The following is a 16,920-nucleotide window of genomic DNA, read 5'->3' on the forward strand; positions in this document are numbered from 1 at the left end:
TGACGACCAACGGTCGTCACCTACCGGTTTCGGTTGTTCAGTAAGCGAACTGCTTGAACACCGGGTCCACGCTCTGGTTCCACTCACCGTGGTACAGCGCCAGCTTGCGCTCGGCCGGGGTAATGCCCGACGCCACGATCTCCTGCAGCACATCCAGGAAGTGACTTTCATCCTGCCCGTCCGCATTGCGCGCCGCGCGCCGCTTCAGGCCCGCGATCGCGATCTTCAACGCTTCGGCCGCCAGGTCGCGCACCGTGCCACCGCGGAACGGAAGGTTCAGCGCATGCTTCGGCACCCCATCGCGCAGCGCATGGCGCTCCACCAGGCTGAAGTCACGCACCAGGTCCCACGCTGCATCCAGCGCCGCATCGTCGTACAGCAAGCCCACCCAGAATGCCGGCAGCGCACACAGCCGCGCCCACGGACCACCATCGGCCCCGCGCATTTCCAGGTACTTCTTCAAACGCACTTCCGGGAACGCCGTGGTCATGTGGTCCGACCAGTCGCGCAGCGTCGGCAGCTGGCCCGGCAGCGCCGGCAGCTTGCCCACCATGAAATCGCGGAAGCTCTGCCCGCTGGCGTCGTGGTACACGCCATCGCGGTAAGAGAAGTACATCGGCACATCGAGCAGGTAATCCACGTAACGCTCGTAACCGAAGCCATCCTCGAACACGAAGTCGAGCATGCCCGTACGGTCCGCATCCGTGTCCGTCCAGATGTGCGAGCGGTAGCTCAGGTAACCGTTCGGCTTGCCCTCGGTGAACGGCGAATCGGCGAACAGCGCCGTGGCGATCGGCTGCAGCGCCAGCGACACCCGGAACTTCTTCACCATGTCCGCTTCGGTGGCGTAATCCAGGTTCACCTGCACCGTGCAGGTGCGCGTCATCATGTCCAGCCCAAGCGAACCCACCTTCGGCATGTAGTCGCGCATGATGCGGTAGCGGCCCTTGGGCATCCACGGCATCTCCTCGCGCGTCCACTTCGGCTGGAAGCCCATGCCCAGGAAGCCCAGCTCCAGCTCCGCCGCCACCTGCGCCACCTCGTTGAGGTGCGTGCCGGTTTCCACGCAGGTCTGGTGGATGCTTTCCAGCGCCGCACCCGACAGCTCCAGCTGCCCGGCCGGCTCCAGCGTGACCGACGCGTTGTCGCGCAGCAGCGCGATGGTGCGGCCGTTCTCCTGCACCGGCGCCCAGCCGAAGCGGGTCAGCCCGGTGAGCAGCGCTTCAATGCCGCGCTCGCCATCAAAGGTGGGCGGGCGCAGGTCGTCCAGCCGGAAGCCGAACTTCTCGTGTTCCGTGCCGATGCGCCACTGCGCCTTGGGCTTTTCGCCGGAGGCCAACGTGGCGACCAGTTCATTACGGTCGGTGATCGGCGTCTCGGCGACGTGGCTGGGGCTCGACAAGGGGAGGCTCGCAGGGATTCTGGACTGGACGGGGATGTGGGGCTGATCGCCCTGCATCGCAAGGGCGCAGTATAGGGTGGCCGTTCCAGCCGTCATGCCACCGTGACGGTTTTCTGCATCCTATTGGATGGGACTTGACCGCCTGCCATGCCCGCCGCGCCTGGCTTGCGCGCGTTGGGCCCGGTGCCCGGCAGCAGCATGGCGCGGCCGCTTGGCCGATACTGCACCGTAATGGACATGCCCGTAACCCCCGATCCGCTGCTGGCCGAGATGGCCAGCCTTGCCGACTGCCAGCGCGCGGGCGGGTATGCGTGCATCACCGCGCGCCGCGAACACGGTGCCCAGTCGGTGGACATCCCGCAACCGCAGTTCGCCATCCTGCTGCAGGGGCGCAAGCAGGTGCGCACCGCACACCAGACCCTGCAGCTGGTGCCCGGCGACCTGTTCCTGATCACCCGGCGCTGCCGGATCGACGTGGTCAACACGCCCGATCCGCAGACGGGGCTGTACCTCAGCGCGATCGTTCCGCTGTGCGCCGAAGCACTTTCTGCCGCGCGCGTGCTGTGGAACGAGCCCTTGCCCGAGGCCGGCGACGCGCTGGCCAAGCTGTCACTGCACGACCATGCCGACACCCTGCGCCAATGGCGCCAGGCACTGGAGCACGCCCAGTACACCGAAGCCCGCCTGGCCTTGGCCTCGCTGGTGCTGGCGTTCTGCCGGCGCGGCCATGGCAGCCTGCTGGTGGCGCCCGAGCCCAGCCTGGGCGAACGCATCCGCGACCTGATTGCCGCCCAGCCCGAGCGCGACTGGCAATCGCGCGATTTCGAAGACCAGCTCGGTCTCAGCGGTGCCACCCTGCGCCGGCGCCTGGCCAGCGAGCAGTCCAGCGTGCGCGAACTGATCGCCGATGCGCGCCTGGCCCACGCCATGAACCTGCTCTACACCACGCAGCTGCCGCTCAAGACCGTGGCTGCCCGCGTCGGCTACCGCTCGCCGGGCAGCTTCAGCAAGCGCTTCGCCGCGCGCTACGGGCTGGAACCGACAGCCATCGGCAACAGCTGAGCGCACCGCGAGCGTTTCGCCGCGCATTCTGAGCGGAACGCCGCGCCCGCCCCGCGCACCATGCAGGCACCGCGGCGCTGCCGCCTTGTATGGAAACGACCATGTCCTTCCCCCGTGTGCGTGTACTTGCCACCGCCCTGCTGCTGGTCACGGTTGCCGCACCTGCCTTCGCCACCACCACCCACCACCCGCATGAGCAGGTGCCCGGCGTCTACCACCAACGGATCGGCGAACTGGAGGTCACCGCGCTGTTCGACGGCACCGTGGCGCTGGGCCGCTCGGAACTGGTCGGCATCGCGCCGGGCGCGGTCACCCGCCTGCTCGACCACCGCTACGTGCCCGAAGACGGCAAGGGCCTGCAGACCGCGGTCAACGCCTACCTGATCCAGCGCGGCAACCACCTCACCCTGGTCGACACCGGCACCGCCGGCTGCTTCGGGCCGGGGCTGGGCCAGGTGCTGGGCAACCTGCGCAAGGCCGGCTACGACCCGGCCGATGTGGATGATGTCCTGCTCACCCACGCCCACCCCGACCACCTGTGCGGCCTGCTCGATGCACAGGACAAGGTCGCGTATCCGAATGCCACCGTGTGGCTGTCCGACGCCGATGCGGCCTATTGGCTGGACCCGGCCAGCGAAGCCGGCGCGCCGCAGGGCGTGCGTTTTGCCTTCGCATTGGCGCGCAGGGCCGTGGCGCCCTACGTGGCCAGCGGCAAGCTGCACCGCTTCAGCCCCGGCCAGGCGCTGCCCAACGGCGTCACCGCGCTGGACAGCCACGGGCATACCCCGGGCCATGTGTCCTGGAAGATCGAGGGCGGTGAGGGGCAGACAGTCCTGGTGTGGGGCGACATCGTGCACTTCCACGCCGTGCAGTTCGCCCAGCCACAGGCCGCATTCGAAGCCGACAGCGACCGCACGGCGGCCATTGCCAGCCGTCGCGCGATGATGGCGCAGGCGGCGGATGGGGGGTGGTGGGTCGCCGGTGCCCACCTGCCGTTCCCGGGGTTGGGCCATGTCCGCCGGGAAGGCGATGCGTTCGCGTGGGTCCCGGGCGAATTCGCGCCGTTGCCGGCGCGGTGAATGTGTACCGACCAACGGTCGGTACCTACCGGTAGCACCCGACCGTTGGTCGGGTGGCGGGTGGCGCCTTACGGGGCCTCGGGCGCCGGCTTGTTCAGGCCCAGCCAGCCGCCGATGATCCCGCGTGCCTCGTCCACGCCCTGGCGGGCCGGGCCGGAGAAGGTCTGCACGCTGACGGTGTCGCCGAATGCGGACTGCAGCTCCTTGCGCACCTTCTGCAAGGCAATGCCCTGCTGGCCACGGCCGAGCTTGTCGGCCTTGGTCAGCAGCGCGTGCGCCGGCAGCCCGCGCCGGACCGCATAGGCCAGCATCTGCCGGTCGTAGTCCTTGAGCGGGTGGCGGATGTCCATCACCACCACCAGCCCGCGCAGGGCCTCGCGGGTGCGGAAGTACTGGTCGATGAAGGCCTGCCAGTGCGCCTGCAGGTCCAGCGGCACCTTGGCGTAGCCGTAACCGGGCAGATCGACCAGCTTGGCGTCCGGGGTGACTTCGAAGAACACCAGCTGCTGGGTGCGGCCGGGGGTCTTGGAGACCCGGGCCAGGCTGTTCTGGCGGGTCAGGGCGTTGAGGGCACTGGATTTGCCGGCGTTGGAGCGGCCGGCAAAGGCCACTTCGGCCCCCACGTCGTCCGGCAATTGCCGGGTATTGTGGGCCGAGAGCAGGTAATGGGCGCGTTCGAGGAGCAATGACATGGGCATAGGATCGCATGTCCGGGCCCCGCGCGTGCTGCCGGTCACGGGTTTTGCCGCACTGCCGCGTTGACCCCGGTGTGAAACGGCATGGATAATCGGGCGATCCCCGCGTGTGCAGCCTGCACACGCCAGGCCGGTCCACACGGAGCTTCCGCATGCGCCATGCTCGCGTTCTTGCCGTTTCCGCTGTCGCTGTATCGTTGCTCGCCGCTGTTGCCTATGCCCAGACCGCAGTGACCCCGCTGCCGGACAACACGCCGGTGAGGACGGCGTCGCTCGAAGTCGATTTCAGCAAGACCACCTGGGGCGATGCCAAGGCGGGCCAGACCAAGGCCGCTGCCTGCGCCGCCTGCCACTCGGCCGATGGCAACGCCACGGTGGAGATGTACCCCAGCATCGCCGGCCAGAGCGAGCGCTACGTCGCCCAGCAGATGGCCCTGATCGCCAACGGCCAGCGCACCTCCGGGGCCTCGGCGGCGATGGTGCCGTTCGTACAGGACCTCAGCCCGCAGGACATGCGCGACATCGGTGCGTATTTCGCCACGCAGAAGGCCAGCGCCGGGCTTGCCGACGACAGCCTGGTGGCCGAAGGTCCCTACAAGGACAAGAAGTTCTACGAAATCGGCCAGCAGCTCTACCGCGGCGGCGATGCCTCGCGCGGCATTCCGGCGTGCATGGCCTGCCATGGCCCCACCGGTGCGGGCAACCCGGGCCCGGCCTACCCGCATGTGGGGGGCCAGCACGCCTCCTATGTGGCGCGGCGGCTGCAGGAGTACCAGGCCGGGGTGACCCAGCAGACCGACAAGGCGCACTTCCAGATCATGGCGACCATCGCCAAGTCGCTGACCGAACAGGAAATCCAGGCACTGGGCAGCTACCTGCAGGGCCTGCACAACCGCGCCGATGACGTGGCCGCCGCCGCGCCGCGCTCGGCCGTGGGCGGTGCACGCCAATGACGGCAGGCCGGGACCGATGACAGATGCGCCCCGCCCAGGCGGCGGGTTATGTTCACTGCCACGCCGGCACTGGGCCGGCGTTGTTTTTTCCGATGGAGATGGATGTAGATGACGTTGATGCCCCGCCTGATGCTGTTGCTGCTGGCCCTGAGCCCCCTGTCCGTACTGGCCGCGCCCGCCCCCGCCGCACTGGTGGAAGGCAAGGATTACGAAGTGATCCAGGCCCCCGGCCCGCTCGCGCCGCTGGCCGGCAAGATCGAAGTGGCGGAAGTGTTCGGCTACACCTGCCCGCATTGCGCCCACTTCGAGCCGCTCCTGCAGGCCTGGCAGAAGAAGCTGCCCAAGGACGTGCGCTTCACGCCGGTGCCGGCCGTGTTCGGCGGCTACTGGGATTCCTACGCCCGCGCCTACTACGCCGCCGACCAGCTGGGCGTGGCCAAGCGCAGCCATGCGGCGATGTTCGACGCACTGCATGAAAAGGGCTCGCTGCCGCTGTCCAACGTGTCGCCCCAGGAGCTGGCCGGCTTCTATAAGGACTACGGCGTGACCGAACAGCAGTTCACCACCGCGCTGAAGAGCGATGAAGTGGAGGCAAAGCTGGCCGTGGCCAAGTCCTTCGCCCAGCGGGTCAAGGTGCAGGGCACCCCGTCGCTGATCGTCAACGGCAAGTATCTGGTCAAGGGCACCTCCTTCGACGAGATGCTGCGCAATGCCGATGCGCTGATCGCGCGCGAACGCGCCGCGAAGGCTCGCTGAACCGTCACGTACCCTGCACGCGGCGCCCCGGCGGCCGCGTGTCATCATTCCCCCCTGGCCGGCGCCCGACGCGCCGGCCCCAACATGCTCTGCTGGAGACGCTTCGATGAAGACCCGTTTCGCCCTCATGCTCATGGCCCTGCTGCCGATCCTGGCCGCCTGCAAGGCCCAGGACGGTACCGCCAACACCGCCACGCCGACCGAACCGGCTGCGCCGACCAGCACCCCGGCCACTGAAACAGCCCCGGCCCCGACCGAGGCTGCACCGGCCGCCAGCGGTGAAACCGCCGCCGCGGAGACCGCCGCCGCCGAAGCCACCACCCCGGCCCCGGCCCCCGCGTCCTCGCAGCCGACCGGTCCGGCCCCGGTGGAAGGCACCGACTACGTGGTCATCGCCGACGGCAAGCCGTTCCAGCCGGCCACCGGCAAGATCGAAGTGGCCGAAGTCTTCGGCTTCGTCTGCCCGGCCTGCGCCGCGTTCCAGCCGCTGATCGGGCCGTGGAAAGCCGGCCTGCCGAGCGATGTGAACTTCGTGTACGTGCCGGCCATGTTCGGCGGCACCTGGGATGACTACGCCAAGGCGTTCTACGCCGCACAGGCGCTGGGCCTGGAAGACAAGACCCACGAAGCGCTGTACAAGGCCATCCACGTCGACCAGTCCCTGAAGGGCGAGCGCGGCCGTGATTCGGTGCAGGAGATCGCCGCCTTCTATGCCAAGCACGGTGCCGATGCCAAGCAGTTCGAAGCCACCATGTCGAGCTTCGCGGTGAGCGCCAAGACCAGTGCCGCCAAGCAGTTCGCCCAGCGCAGCCAGATCACCGGCACGCCGTCGGTGATCGTCAACGGCAAGTACCTGGTCAAGGGCAAGAGCTTCCCGGACATGCTGCGCATCGCCGATCACCTGATCGCCCGCGAACGCGCCGCCAAGGGCAACTGAGCCATCAAGAGCAAGCGACCGTCGTGACTTCCCCCAACACGCGGACCCTGCGCCTGCTGACGGCCAACATCCAGGCCGGCTCCAGCACCCGCCGCTACAGCGACTATGTGACCCGCAGCTGGTCACATGCGCTGCCGGCGGGGCGCAAGCGGACCAGCCTGGACGCCATCGCCCAGCTGGCCCGCGGTCACGACATCGTCGGCCTGCAGGAGGCCGACCCCGGCAGCCTGCGTTCGGGCTTCACCAACCAGACCCACTACCTGGCCGAGCGCGCCGGCTTCAATTACTGGAGCCACCAACCCAACCGCCGCATGGGCGGGGTGGCCTCCAGTGCCAACGGCCTGTTGAGCCGGCTGGAACCGGTGGAAGTCCAGGACCATGCCCTGCCCGGCCGGATCGGCGGGCGCGGCGTGCTGCTGGCCAAGTTCGGCGATGGCAATGAGGGCCTGGCGGTGGCCGTGGCCCACCTGTCGCTGGGCACCAACTCGCGCATGTCGCAGCTGGCCTTCATCGCCGACCTGTTGTCCGAGCATTCCAACGCGGTACTGATGGGCGATTTCAACTGCCTGGCCGAACGCCCGGAAATGCAGGTGCTGTACCAGAAGACCAACCTGCAGCCGCCCGGCTGCGCGGTGCCCACCTTCCCGAGCTGGCGCCCGGACCGGGCCATCGACCACATCCTGCTCAGCAACGGCCTGCAGCAACGCAGCGCCGAAGCAGTACCGGCGGCGTTTTCCGATCACCTGGCGCTGGCCATGGAGATCGATGTGCCCAGCCACGCCCTGCGCTGACCACGTAAACGGGATGTCCACAGCGCATATGCGCTAATGCGTGGGGTCTGCCGGCAACGGCACCGTGAGCCCCTTCATCCATGAACATCGTGGAGACGCCTCCCAGCGAGGTGCGCACGCTTCGACCCGTCTTCCTGCTTGCCGCCACGATCGTGGCGGCATTCGCCATTCTGGTCACCGCGTTTCCCATTTCCTCCGGCGTGCTGTTGCTGGAAGCGCAGACCTGGGCGTCGCGCAACGTCGGCTGGTACTACCTGCTGGCGATGACCGTGTACCTGGTGTTCGTGGTCGGCGTGGCGCTGTCCGGCTACGGCCAGGTGAAGCTGGGCGCGGACCATGACGAGCCGGAGTTCAGCTACCTCTCCTGGGCCGGCATGCTGTTCGCGGCCGGGATCAGCATCACGCTGTTCTTCTTCTGCGTGTCCGAACCGCTCACCCATTACCTGCAGCCGCCGCAGGGCGGCGTGGGCGGCGGCGAAGCCGGTGCCCGCCAGGCCATGCAGCTGTTGTTCCTGCACTGGGGCCTGCACGGCTGGGGCGTGTTCGCGCTGGCAGCGATGGCGCTGGCCTACTTCGCCTATCGCCACAACCTGCCACTGGCGCTGCGTTCGGCGCTGTACCCGCTGATCGGCAAGCGCATCAACGGCCCGATCGGCTACACCGTGGATGCACTGGGCATCGTGGCCACCGTGTTCGGCATCGGCGCGGACATGGGCTTTGGCGTGCTGCACCTCAATGCCGGCCTGAACGTGCTGCTGCCGATCCCGCACGCACCGTGGGTGCAGGTGGCGCTGATCGCGCTGATGATGGGCGCGGCGATCATCGTGGCGGTGTCCGGCGTGGAAAAGGGCGTGCGCTGGATGTCGGACATCAACATGCTGCTGGCCATCGCGCTGCTGCTGTTCATGCTGTTCGCCGGGCCCACCCAGTACCTGCTCAGCACCTTCATGCAGAACCTGGGCGATTACCTCGGCAACGTGGTGGGCAAGAGTTTCGATGTGTATGCCTACGGCGGCCGCGCCGACTGGCTGGGCAACTGGACGGTGTTCTACTGGGCCTGGTGGATCGGCTGGGCGCCGTTCGTGGGGCTGTTCATCGCGCGCATCTCGCGCGGCCGCACCATCCGCGAATTCGTGTTCGGCGTACTGCTGATCCCGCTGGGCTTCACCCTGGCGTGGCTGTCCATCTTCGGCAACAGCGCCTTGGACCAGGTACTGCACCATGGCCAGGAGCACCTTGCGCAGTTGGCCGTGGATAACCCGCCAACCGTACTGTACGCGCTGCTGGACAGTTACCCGTGGAGCCGCGCGGTGATCACCGTGACGGTGATGGTCAGCTTCATCTTCTTCGTCACCTCGGCCGATTCGGGCACCGTGGTGCTGTCCACCCTGTCCTCGCACGGGGGCCTGCCGGAAGAAGATGGTCCGCGCTGGCTGCGTGTGTTCTGGGGGGTGATGACCGCACTGGTCACCGCCGGGCTGCTGCTGGCCGGCAGCATGGACGCACTCAAATCGGCGGTAGTGCTCGCCTCGTTGCCGTTCTCGGTGGTGCTGCTGCTGATGCTGTGGGGCCTGACGCGCGCACTGGGTGAGGAATCGCAACGCAAGAAGGCCTCCCAGTACTCGCCGATCCCGCTGATCGGCCAGTCGCGCCACCAGCGTGGCTGGCGCCAGCGCATCACCCAGGCCGTGCATTTCCCGGTGCGCGACGAGGTGTACCGCTTCATGGATACCGACGTGCGCCCGGCCATCGAAGCGGTGGCCACCCAGCTGCGCGAGCAGGGCCTGGACGTGACCACCCAGTTCGAACCGGGCCAGATGGAGCTGCAGGTCAACCATGGCGAACAGCAGGTGTTCCGCTACCAGGTGGTGATGCGCGGTTACCTTACCCCCTCGTTCGCCGCGCAGCGCTTCCGCAACCAGCGCTACTACCGCGCCGAAGTGCACCTCTACGAAGGTGGACAGGATTACGAGCTGGTCGGCTACAGCCGCCAGCAGATCATCAACGACATCATCGACCAGTACGAGCGCCACCTGCAGTTCCTGCATCTGACCCGTTGAACCCGCTGGTCTCCCGACGCAAACAGGAGTCATCGACATGCCCACCTTCCCCGACCAGCTGCTGTACATCGGCGGCCGCTACGTGGCCTCGCAGGGCAACCGCACCTTCGAGGTGGTCAACCCGGCCAACGGCGAGGTGCTGGCCAACGTGCACAGCGCCAACAGCGACGACCTGGACGCCGCGGTGGAAAGTGCCCACGCGGGCCAGAAGGCCTGGGCCGCGCTCACCACCGTGGAGCGCTCGCGCATCCTGCTGCGCGCGGTGGCGCTGCTGCGCGAACGCAACGACGACCTGGCCGAACTGGAAAGCCTCAACACCGGCAAGCCGCTGAGCGAAACCCGCAGCGTGGACATCGTCACCGGTGCCGACGTGCTGGAGTACTACGCCGGGGTGATGCACGGGCTGGAAGGCAGCCAGGTGCCGCTGCGCGAAGGCAGCTTCTTCTACACGCGGCAGGAACCGCTGGGCGTGGTCGGCGCGATCGGTGCCTGGAACTACCCGATCCAGATCGCCCTGTGGAAGGCGGCCCCCGCGCTCGCTGCGGGCAACGCGATGATCTTCAAGCCCAGCGAAGTGACCCCGCTGACCGCGCTGAAGCTGGCCGAAATCTTCACCGAAGCCGGCCTGCCCGACGGCGTGTTCAACGTGCTGCCTGGCGATGGCGCCGGCGTGGGGTCGGCGCTGACCGAGCACCCGGGCATCGAAAAGATCTCCTTCACCGGCGGCACCGCCACCGGGCGCAAGGTGATGGCCAGTGCGTCCAGTTCCACGCTCAAGGAGGTGACGATGGAGCTGGGCGGCAAGTCGCCGCTGATCATCTGCGCCGACGCGGATATCGCCCTGGCCGCCGACGTGGCGATGATGGCCAACTTCTACAGCTCCGGCCAGGTCTGCACCAACGGCACCCGCGTGTTCGTGCCGCGCGCCCTGCTGGCGGATGTCGAGCAGGCGCTGCGCGAGCGCGTGGGCCGTATCCGCATTGGTGATCCGTTGGCCGAAGACACCAACTTCGGCCCGCTGGTCAGCGCCGCGCACATGCGCCGCGTGCTGGCGCACATCGAAAGCGGCAAGGCCGATGGCGCCCGCGTGGTGTGTGGAGGCGAACGCCTCACCGACGGCGCGTTGGGCAAGGGCTGCTATGTCGCCCCGACCATCTTCAGCGACTGCCGCGACGACATGGCCATCGTGCGCGAGGAGATCTTCGGGCCGGTGCTCAGCCTGTTGTCCTATGAGGACGAGGACGAAGCCATCCAGCGTGCCAACGCCACTGAGTACGGCCTGGCCGCCGGCGTGGTGACCGCCGACCTGAGCCGCGCGCACCGGCTGATCCACCGCCTCGAAGCGGGCATCTGCTGGGTCAACTGCTGGGGTGAATCGCCGGCCACGATGCCGGTGGGCGGCTACAAGCAGTCCGGCGTGGGCCGCGAGAACGGCCTGGCCACGCTGCGTGCCTACACCCGCACCAAATCCGTCCAGATCGAACTGGACCGCTACGCATCGGTGTTCTGACCATGAAGCGCGAATACGACTACATCATCATCGGCGCCGGTTCGGCCGGCAACACCCTGGCCGCGCGCCTCACCGAAGACGCGGGCGTGAGCGTGCTGCTGCTCGAAGCCGGCGGCCCGGACTACCGGCTGGATTTCCGCACGCAGATGCCGGCCGCGCTGGCCTACCCGCTGCAGGGCCGGCGCTACAACTGGGCCTATGAAACCGAGCCGGAACCGTACATGGACAACCGGCGCATGGAATGCGGGCGCGGCAAGGGCCTGGGCGGCTCCTCGCTGATCAACGGCATGTGCTACATCCGCGGCAACGCGCTGGATTTCGACCAGTGGGCCACCTTCGATGGGCTGGAGGACTGGAGCTACCTGGACGTACTGCCCTACTTCCGCAAGGCGGAAACCCGCGACATCGGGCCCAACGATTACCACGGCGGCGACGGCCCGGTCAGCGTGGCCACCCCGAAGAACGACAACAACGTGCTGTTCCACGCCATGGTCGAGGCCGGCGTGCAGGCCGGCTACCCGCGCACCGACGACCTCAACGGCTACCAGCAGGAAGGCTTCGGCCCGATGGACCGCACGGTGACGCCGCGCGGGCGCCGCTCCAGCACCGCGCGCGGCTACCTGGACATGGCCAAGGGCCGGCCCGGGCTGGAGATCGTCACCCACGCCACCACCGACCGCATCCTGTTCGACGGCAAGCGCGCGGTAGGCGTGCGCTACCTGGCCGGCGGCAGCGCCGACCCGATCGACGCGCAGGCGCGGCGCGAGGTACTGCTGTGCGCCGGTGCGATTGCCTCACCGCAGATCCTGCAGCGCTCCGGCGTGGGCGCGCCGGCCTTGCTGGCGTCGCTGGGCGTGCCGCTGGTGCACGACCTGCCCGGCGTGGGCGAGAACCTGCAGGATCATCTGGAGGTGTACATGCAGTACGCCTGCACCAAGCCGGTGTCGCTGTACCCGGCGCTGCAGTGGTGGAACCAGCCGGGGATCGGCGCGGAGTGGCTGTTCAACGGTACCGGGATCGGCGCCAGCAACCAGTTCGAGGCCGGCGGCTTCATCCGCACCCGTGACGATTTCGCCTGGCCCAACATCCAGTACCACTTCCTGCCGGTGGCGATCAATTACAACGGCACCAACGCGGTAAAGGAACACGGGTTCCAGGCGCACGTGGGCTCGATGCGCACCCCCAGCCGTGGCCGCGTGCACGCGCGCTCGCTGGACCCGCACCAGCATCCCTCGATCCTGTTCAATTACCAGGCCACCGACCAGGACTGGCAGGAGTTCCGCGATGCGATCCGGATCACCCGCGAGATCATCGCCCAGCCCGCGCTGGACGAATACCGCGGCCGCGAGATCAGCCCGAGTGCGGACTGCAGGACCGATGCCGAGCTGGATGCCTTCGTGCGCGCCCGTGCCGAAACCGCCTACCACCCGTCGTGTTCGTGCGCGATGGGTACCGATGCGATGAGCGTGGTGGACGGCCAGGGCCGCGTGCATGGCATGCAGGGCCTGCGCGTGGTGGATGCCTCGATCATGCCGCGCATCATCACCGGCAACCTCAACGCGACCACGATCATGATCGCCGAGAAGATCGCCGACCGCATCCGGGGCCGCGAACCGTTGCCGCGCAGCACGGCCACGTACTACGTGGCCGGCGATGCGCCGGTGCGGCGCTGACGGGGCTTACCCCGTCGGTTCGGCGAACACCGGCTCGCGTCGTTTGGCGGTCACCGTGCTGCCAATGGATGCCACCACCGTGCAGCCGATCGCCGCCCATTGCAGCGGCGTCAGGTGTTCGGCCAGCAGGCCCATCGCCAGCAGTGCGGCCACCGCCGGTTCCATGCTGATCAGGATGCCGAAGGTTTCCTTCGGCAGGCGCTTCAACGCCGCCATTTCCAGCGACATTGGAATAGCGCTGGAGACCACCGCCACGCCCAGCCCGAACAGCAGGATCTTCGGGTCCAGCAGCGCCATGCCGGCGTGCGCCACGCCCACCGGCACCACCACCAGCGCCGCCGCGCACAGGCCCAGCGATACCGTGTGCCCTGCATGCAGGTGGCCGGCGCGTTTGCCGAAGATGATGTACAGCGCCCAGCACACCGCCGCGCCCAGTGCATACAGCACGCCGCCCAGATCGAGCGGTTCGCCATGGCCCAGTGGCAGCAGCAACAGCAGGCCGGTGGCGGCGCAGCCGACCCAGACGAAATCGATCGGCCGGCGCGACGACCACATCGCCACCGCCAGCGGCCCGCAGAATTCGATGGCCACCGCGATGCCGAACGGGATCGTGCGCAGCGCCATGTAGAACAGCAGGTTCATCACCCCCAGGGTGATGCCGTAGCGGAAGATCGCGCCCGCGTCGGCGCGCGTGGTGGTCCAGCGCCACGGCCGGAACACCGCCAGCAGCACCAGGGCGGAGAAGCCCACGCGCAGCGCACTGGTGCCCTGCGCGCCGATCACCGGGAACAGCTGCTTGGCGAACGAGGTGCCCACGGCCAGGGCGGTGACCGAGCCGAGCACGGCGAGGACGGGGAACAGGGTGGCGAGTCGCGACGAAGTCATCGCGCGAGGATACGCCCAGGCACCCGGTGTGAGATACCTGGCGTGTCGTTACCCGCGCACTGCCGCCTCGATCTTCGCCACATCGATCTTCTTCATGGTCATCATCGCCTCGAACGCGCGTTTGGCCACGGCCGGGTCGGTGCTGTTGAACGCCTCGGTCAGCACGCGCGGGGTGATCTGCCACGACAGGCCCCATTTGTCTTTGCACCAGCCGCAGTCGCTCTCCTGCCCGCCGTTGCCGACGATGGCATTCCACAGCCGGTCGGTTTCGGCCTGGTCATCGGTGGCGATCTGGAACGAGAACGCCTCGCTGTGCTTGAACGCCGGCCCGCCGTTCAAGCCGATGCAGGGAATGCCGACTACGGTGAACTCCACGGTCAGCACATCGCCCTTCTTGCCGGACGGAAAGTCGGACGGCGCGCGATGCACGGCCTGCACCGAGCTGTCCGGGAAGGTGGCGGCATAGAAGGCGGCCGCTTCCTCGGCGGTGCCGTCGTACCAGAGACAAAGCGTGTTCTTGGCAATCATGGGACGTTCCTGGAAGCGGGCCGCAGCCCGTGTGCGACCACCGTAGGCGCGGCCACGTTAAAGGCGGGTGGGTCGAGGATTGAAACCGGCAGACATTGCGGATGGGACTGATTCGCATTACCATGCTGCGGTCCCGTTCGCGCCAGGGAGGCGCACGGCGATCAGTTGCCAAAGCCCGTGCCGCTGCACCGCACCCGCCCGCCTACTGCCCCCCACCGTCCGCAGCGCCCGGCATCCGAGGATCGCCGCCTGGTGCGCCGCCGCCCAGGAAACGCTGATGCTCCGTACCGCCGCTGTGCTGTCCCGCCCCCTGTCCCACGGCCGCCTGCCGCAGGCGCTGTTGATCGCCCTGGCCACGCTTGCCGCTGCCCCGGCCTTCGCGCAGGACGCCACCCCCGATGCCACCACGCTGGACAAGATCGTGGTCAAGGGCGAGCGCGCGGAAGGCTATTCGGTCCGCCGCACCTCCGCCGGCACCCGCTTCGACCTGGCCCCGCGCGAGATCCCGCAGTCGGTGAGCATCATCAGCCACCAGCGCATCGAGGACCAGAACCTCGACGACATCATCGACGTGCTGGCCAACACCACCGGCGTGAGCAGCACCCAGTCCGATACCGAGCGCACCGAGTTCTACTCGCGCGGCTTCTATATCGACAGCTACCAGTACGACAACCTGCCCACCCAGATGGTGCAGAACTGGAGCTACGGCGATTCCGGCCTGGACCTGGCCCTGTACGACCGCGTGGAAGTGGTGCGTGGTGCCACCGGCCTGCTCACCGGCGCGGGCAACCCGTCGGCGTCGGTCAACCTGATCCGCAAGCACGCCGACAGCGCCGAACTGACCGGCAGCGTGTCGGTCAACGTCGGCAGCTGGGGCCGCACCCGCAGCACCGTGGACGTGACCACGCCGCTGAATGCCAGTGGTTCGGTGCGTGCACGCGTGATCGGCAGCTACCTCGACACCGAATCGCAGATGGACCGCTACGACCAGCACAAGACGCTGGGCTATGCGGTGATCGACGCCGACCTTACCCCGGACACCCAGCTGAGCGTGGGCTACGACTACCAGCAGAAGCGCGCCAACGGCGCCACCTGGGGTGGCTTCCCGATGCTGTTCGCCGATGGCAGCCCGACCCCGTACGACGAGTCGTTCAACTCGGCGGCCAAGTGGACCTACTGGGATACCACCAGCAAGCGTGCCTTCGCCACGCTGGAGCACGGCTTCGCCAACGACTGGAAAGTCCGCATCGGCGCCTCGCACGATGAAACCAAGGCCGACGACAAGCTGTTCTACCCGGCCTACAACGACTGGACCACCGGCGCCTCGCTGTTCGACCCGGTCACCGGAACCGGCATCTCGCCGTCGGCCGGCTTCTACAACACCGAACGCAAGGTCGATGCGGTGGACGGTTACGTGGAAGGTCCGTTCCAGCTGTTCGGCCGCGAGCACCAGCTGATGGCCGGCCTGAGCTACAACAAGCGCGACTACGCCAACTACGGTGATTACCAGGTCGGCGGCCCGGGCATGACCTGGGATCCCTTCACCAGCTACCTCAACTGGAACGGCGACATCAGCGAGCCGAACTGGAACCCGTTGGCCCTGGCCAGCGAAGGCACCATCACCCAGAAGGCCGGCTATGCCGCCACCCGCCTGTCGCTGGCCGATCCGCTGAAGCTGATCCTCGGTGCGCGTTACACCGACTGGAAGAGCGAGGGCGAAGGTGCCGACCGTTCGCACAAGGTCACCACGCCGTATGCCGGCCTGGTCTACGACCTCAACGACACCTGGTCGACCTACGCCGCCTACACCGAGATCTTCCAGCCGCAGACGCTCAAGCAGCAGGACGGCAGCTACCTGGATCCGGTGGACGGCAAGAGCTACGAAGTGGGCGTCAAGGCCGCCTGGTTCGACAACCGCCTGAACGCCTCGCTGGCGGTGTTCCGCATCGAGCAGGACAACGTGGGCCAGGCCACCACCATTCCGGTGGAAGGCAGCCCGAACGAGTTCGCCTACGTCGCCGCACGCGGCACGGTGAGCCGTGGCTTCGAGCTGGAGTTGAACGGTGAGCTGGCGCCGGGCTGGAACGCCACCTTCGGTGCCTCGCGCTACGTGGCCAAGGACATCAACGGCGCGGGCATCAACACCAACCTGCCGCAGACCACCATCAAGCTGTTCACCAGCTACACCCCGCAGTCGCTGAGCGACCTGACCGTTGGTGGCGGCGTGAACTGGCAGAACGGCATCTACTACCCGGTGCCCGCGTACGGCCGTATCGAGCAGGACAGCTACGCCCTGGTCAGCGCCTTCGTGCGTTACCGCCTGGCCCCGCAGTTCAGCGTGCAGGCCAACCTCAACAACCTGCTGGACAAGCAGTACTTCTCGCAGATCAACGGCTACGGTGCCTACGGCGACGGCCGCAACGGCTCGATCACCTTTACCTGGTCGTTCTAAGCAACGCCAACGTGACATGTAGAAGGCCGGGATTTCCCGGCCTTCTGCCGTACTGCGAGCAGCGCAAACCCGAACGCCACCTATGCACAGATGCGGGGCAACGGTACGCTCTGGCAATGCCGCATCCAAAACCAACA

The 16,920-nt window shown here is 67.7% G+C and carries 14 protein-coding genes; 10 read left to right on the forward strand and 4 right to left on the reverse strand.

The annotated features are described in order from the left end of the window. Nucleotides 1-37: 37 nt before the first annotated feature. Nucleotides 38-1,402, reverse strand: coding sequence for a glutamate--cysteine ligase (locus tag NMB40_RS14815; RefSeq protein WP_494358909.1), 1,365 nt, complete (start codon nt 1,400-1,402; stop codon nt 38-40). Nucleotides 1,403-1,639: 237 nt separating this feature from the next. Between NMB40_RS14815 and NMB40_RS14820 the strand changes: the two genes are divergently transcribed. Together NMB40_RS14820 and NMB40_RS14825 are read left to right on the forward strand one after the other, a co-directional pair. Continuing rightward, nucleotides 1,640-2,464 carry a helix-turn-helix transcriptional regulator gene (locus NMB40_RS14820; RefSeq protein ID WP_494358910.1) on the forward strand — a complete coding sequence of 275 codons (825 nt, stop codon included), beginning with the start codon at nt 1,640-1,642 and terminating at the stop codon, nt 2,462-2,464. 101 nt (nt 2,465-2,565) lie between these two features. Further along, nucleotides 2,566-3,543, forward strand: a complete 978-nt coding sequence (locus NMB40_RS14825; protein ID WP_494358911.1) for an MBL fold metallo-hydrolase — start codon at nt 2,566-2,568, stop codon at nt 3,541-3,543. Nucleotides 3,544-3,611: 68 nt separating this feature from the next. On the opposite strand, the gene yihA is transcribed toward NMB40_RS14825, so the two are convergent. Beyond that, nucleotides 3,612-4,235: a ribosome biogenesis GTP-binding protein YihA/YsxC gene (gene yihA, locus NMB40_RS14830; RefSeq protein ID WP_282244244.1), complete on the reverse strand. Its 624-nt coding sequence runs from the start codon at nt 4,233-4,235 to the stop codon at nt 3,612-3,614. Nucleotides 4,236-4,390: 155 nt separating this feature from the next. On the opposite strand from yihA, the gene NMB40_RS14835 reads away from it, so the two are divergent. The 7 genes from NMB40_RS14835 to betA all read left to right on the forward strand — a co-directional run bounded on the left by NMB40_RS14835 (nt 4,391) and on the right by betA (nt 12,918). Continuing rightward, the gene (locus tag NMB40_RS14835) at nt 4,391-5,191 is read left to right on the forward strand and encodes a c-type cytochrome (RefSeq protein ID WP_282244246.1); all 801 of its coding nucleotides are present in this window, start codon (nt 4,391-4,393) and stop codon (nt 5,189-5,191) included. A 108-nt stretch (nt 5,192-5,299) separates the two neighbouring features. Further along, nucleotides 5,300-5,947, forward strand: coding sequence for a thiol:disulfide interchange protein DsbA/DsbL (locus NMB40_RS14840; RefSeq protein WP_494358912.1), 648 nt, complete (start codon nt 5,300-5,302; stop codon nt 5,945-5,947). Nucleotides 5,948-6,053: 106 nt separating this feature from the next. Beyond that, nucleotides 6,054-6,884 carry a thiol:disulfide interchange protein DsbA/DsbL gene (locus NMB40_RS14845; protein ID WP_494358913.1) on the forward strand — a complete coding sequence of 277 codons (831 nt, stop codon included), beginning with the start codon at nt 6,054-6,056 and terminating at the stop codon, nt 6,882-6,884. Nucleotides 6,885-6,937: 53 nt separating this feature from the next. Further along, nucleotides 6,938-7,675 (forward strand): endonuclease/exonuclease/phosphatase family protein, encoded by a 738-nt coding sequence (locus tag NMB40_RS14850; protein WP_282244314.1) that lies wholly within the window; start codon nt 6,938-6,940, stop codon nt 7,673-7,675. Nucleotides 7,676-7,755: 80 nt separating this feature from the next. Next, complete coding sequence (betT, locus tag NMB40_RS14855; protein ID WP_494358914.1) at nt 7,756-9,735, forward strand: choline BCCT transporter BetT; 1,980 nt, start codon at nt 7,756-7,758, stop codon at nt 9,733-9,735. Between the two features lie 37 nt (nt 9,736-9,772). Next, the gene (gene betB, locus NMB40_RS14860; RefSeq protein WP_494358915.1) at nt 9,773-11,245 is read left to right on the forward strand and encodes a betaine-aldehyde dehydrogenase; all 1,473 of its coding nucleotides are present in this window, start codon (nt 9,773-9,775) and stop codon (nt 11,243-11,245) included. A 2-nt stretch (nt 11,246-11,247) separates the two neighbouring features. Beyond that, nucleotides 11,248-12,918, forward strand: a complete 1,671-nt coding sequence (gene betA, locus NMB40_RS14865; protein ID WP_494358916.1) for a choline dehydrogenase — start codon at nt 11,248-11,250, stop codon at nt 12,916-12,918. A gap of 6 nt (nt 12,919-12,924) precedes the next feature. Here betA and NMB40_RS14870 read toward each other — a convergent pair whose 3' ends face one another. Both NMB40_RS14870 and NMB40_RS14875 read right to left on the reverse strand, forming a co-directional pair. Further along, on the reverse strand, nt 12,925-13,803 hold the full coding sequence (locus NMB40_RS14870; RefSeq protein ID WP_494358917.1) for an EamA family transporter: 879 nt from the start codon (nt 13,801-13,803) through the stop codon (nt 12,925-12,927). A 48-nt stretch (nt 13,804-13,851) separates the two neighbouring features. After that, entirely contained in the window at nt 13,852-14,331 is a 480-nt protein-coding gene (locus NMB40_RS14875) for a VOC family protein (RefSeq protein ID WP_494358918.1), read from the reverse strand. Between the two features lie 277 nt (nt 14,332-14,608). Here NMB40_RS14875 and fhuE point away from each other — a divergent pair, with 277 nt between their 5' ends. Next, nucleotides 14,609-16,783 (forward strand): ferric-rhodotorulic acid/ferric-coprogen receptor FhuE, encoded by a 2,175-nt coding sequence (gene fhuE / locus NMB40_RS14880; protein ID WP_494358919.1) that lies wholly within the window; start codon nt 14,609-14,611, stop codon nt 16,781-16,783. The last annotated feature ends 137 nt before the right edge of the window (nt 16,784-16,920 follow it).

It is taken from the genome of Stenotrophomonas sp. FBCC-B152 (genome assembly GCF_059134105.1).

Coding starts and splice junctions, on each gene's coding strand:
- NMB40_RS14820 (WP_494358910.1), top strand. CDS start 1,640: ATGCCCGTAACCCCCGATCCGCTGCTGGCCGAGATGGCCAGCCTTGCC.
- yihA (WP_282244244.1), bottom strand. CDS start 4,235: ATGTCATTGCTCCTCGAACGCGCCCATTACCTGCTCTCGGCCCACAAT.
- betT (WP_494358914.1), top strand. CDS start 7,756: ATGAACATCGTGGAGACGCCTCCCAGCGAGGTGCGCACGCTTCGACCC.
- betB (WP_494358915.1), top strand. CDS start 9,773: ATGCCCACCTTCCCCGACCAGCTGCTGTACATCGGCGGCCGCTACGTG.
- betA (WP_494358916.1), top strand. CDS start 11,248: ATGAAGCGCGAATACGACTACATCATCATCGGCGCCGGTTCGGCCGGC.
- NMB40_RS14840 (WP_494358912.1), top strand. CDS start 5,300: ATGACGTTGATGCCCCGCCTGATGCTGTTGCTGCTGGCCCTGAGCCCC.
- fhuE (WP_494358919.1), top strand. CDS start 14,609: ATGCTCCGTACCGCCGCTGTGCTGTCCCGCCCCCTGTCCCACGGCCGC.
- NMB40_RS14825 (WP_494358911.1), top strand. CDS start 2,566: ATGTCCTTCCCCCGTGTGCGTGTACTTGCCACCGCCCTGCTGCTGGTC.
- NMB40_RS14875 (WP_494358918.1), bottom strand. CDS start 14,331: ATGATTGCCAAGAACACGCTTTGTCTCTGGTACGACGGCACCGCCGAG.
- NMB40_RS14835 (WP_282244246.1), top strand. CDS start 4,391: ATGCGCCATGCTCGCGTTCTTGCCGTTTCCGCTGTCGCTGTATCGTTG.
- NMB40_RS14845 (WP_494358913.1), top strand. CDS start 6,054: ATGAAGACCCGTTTCGCCCTCATGCTCATGGCCCTGCTGCCGATCCTG.
- NMB40_RS14870 (WP_494358917.1), bottom strand. CDS start 13,803: ATGACTTCGTCGCGACTCGCCACCCTGTTCCCCGTCCTCGCCGTGCTC.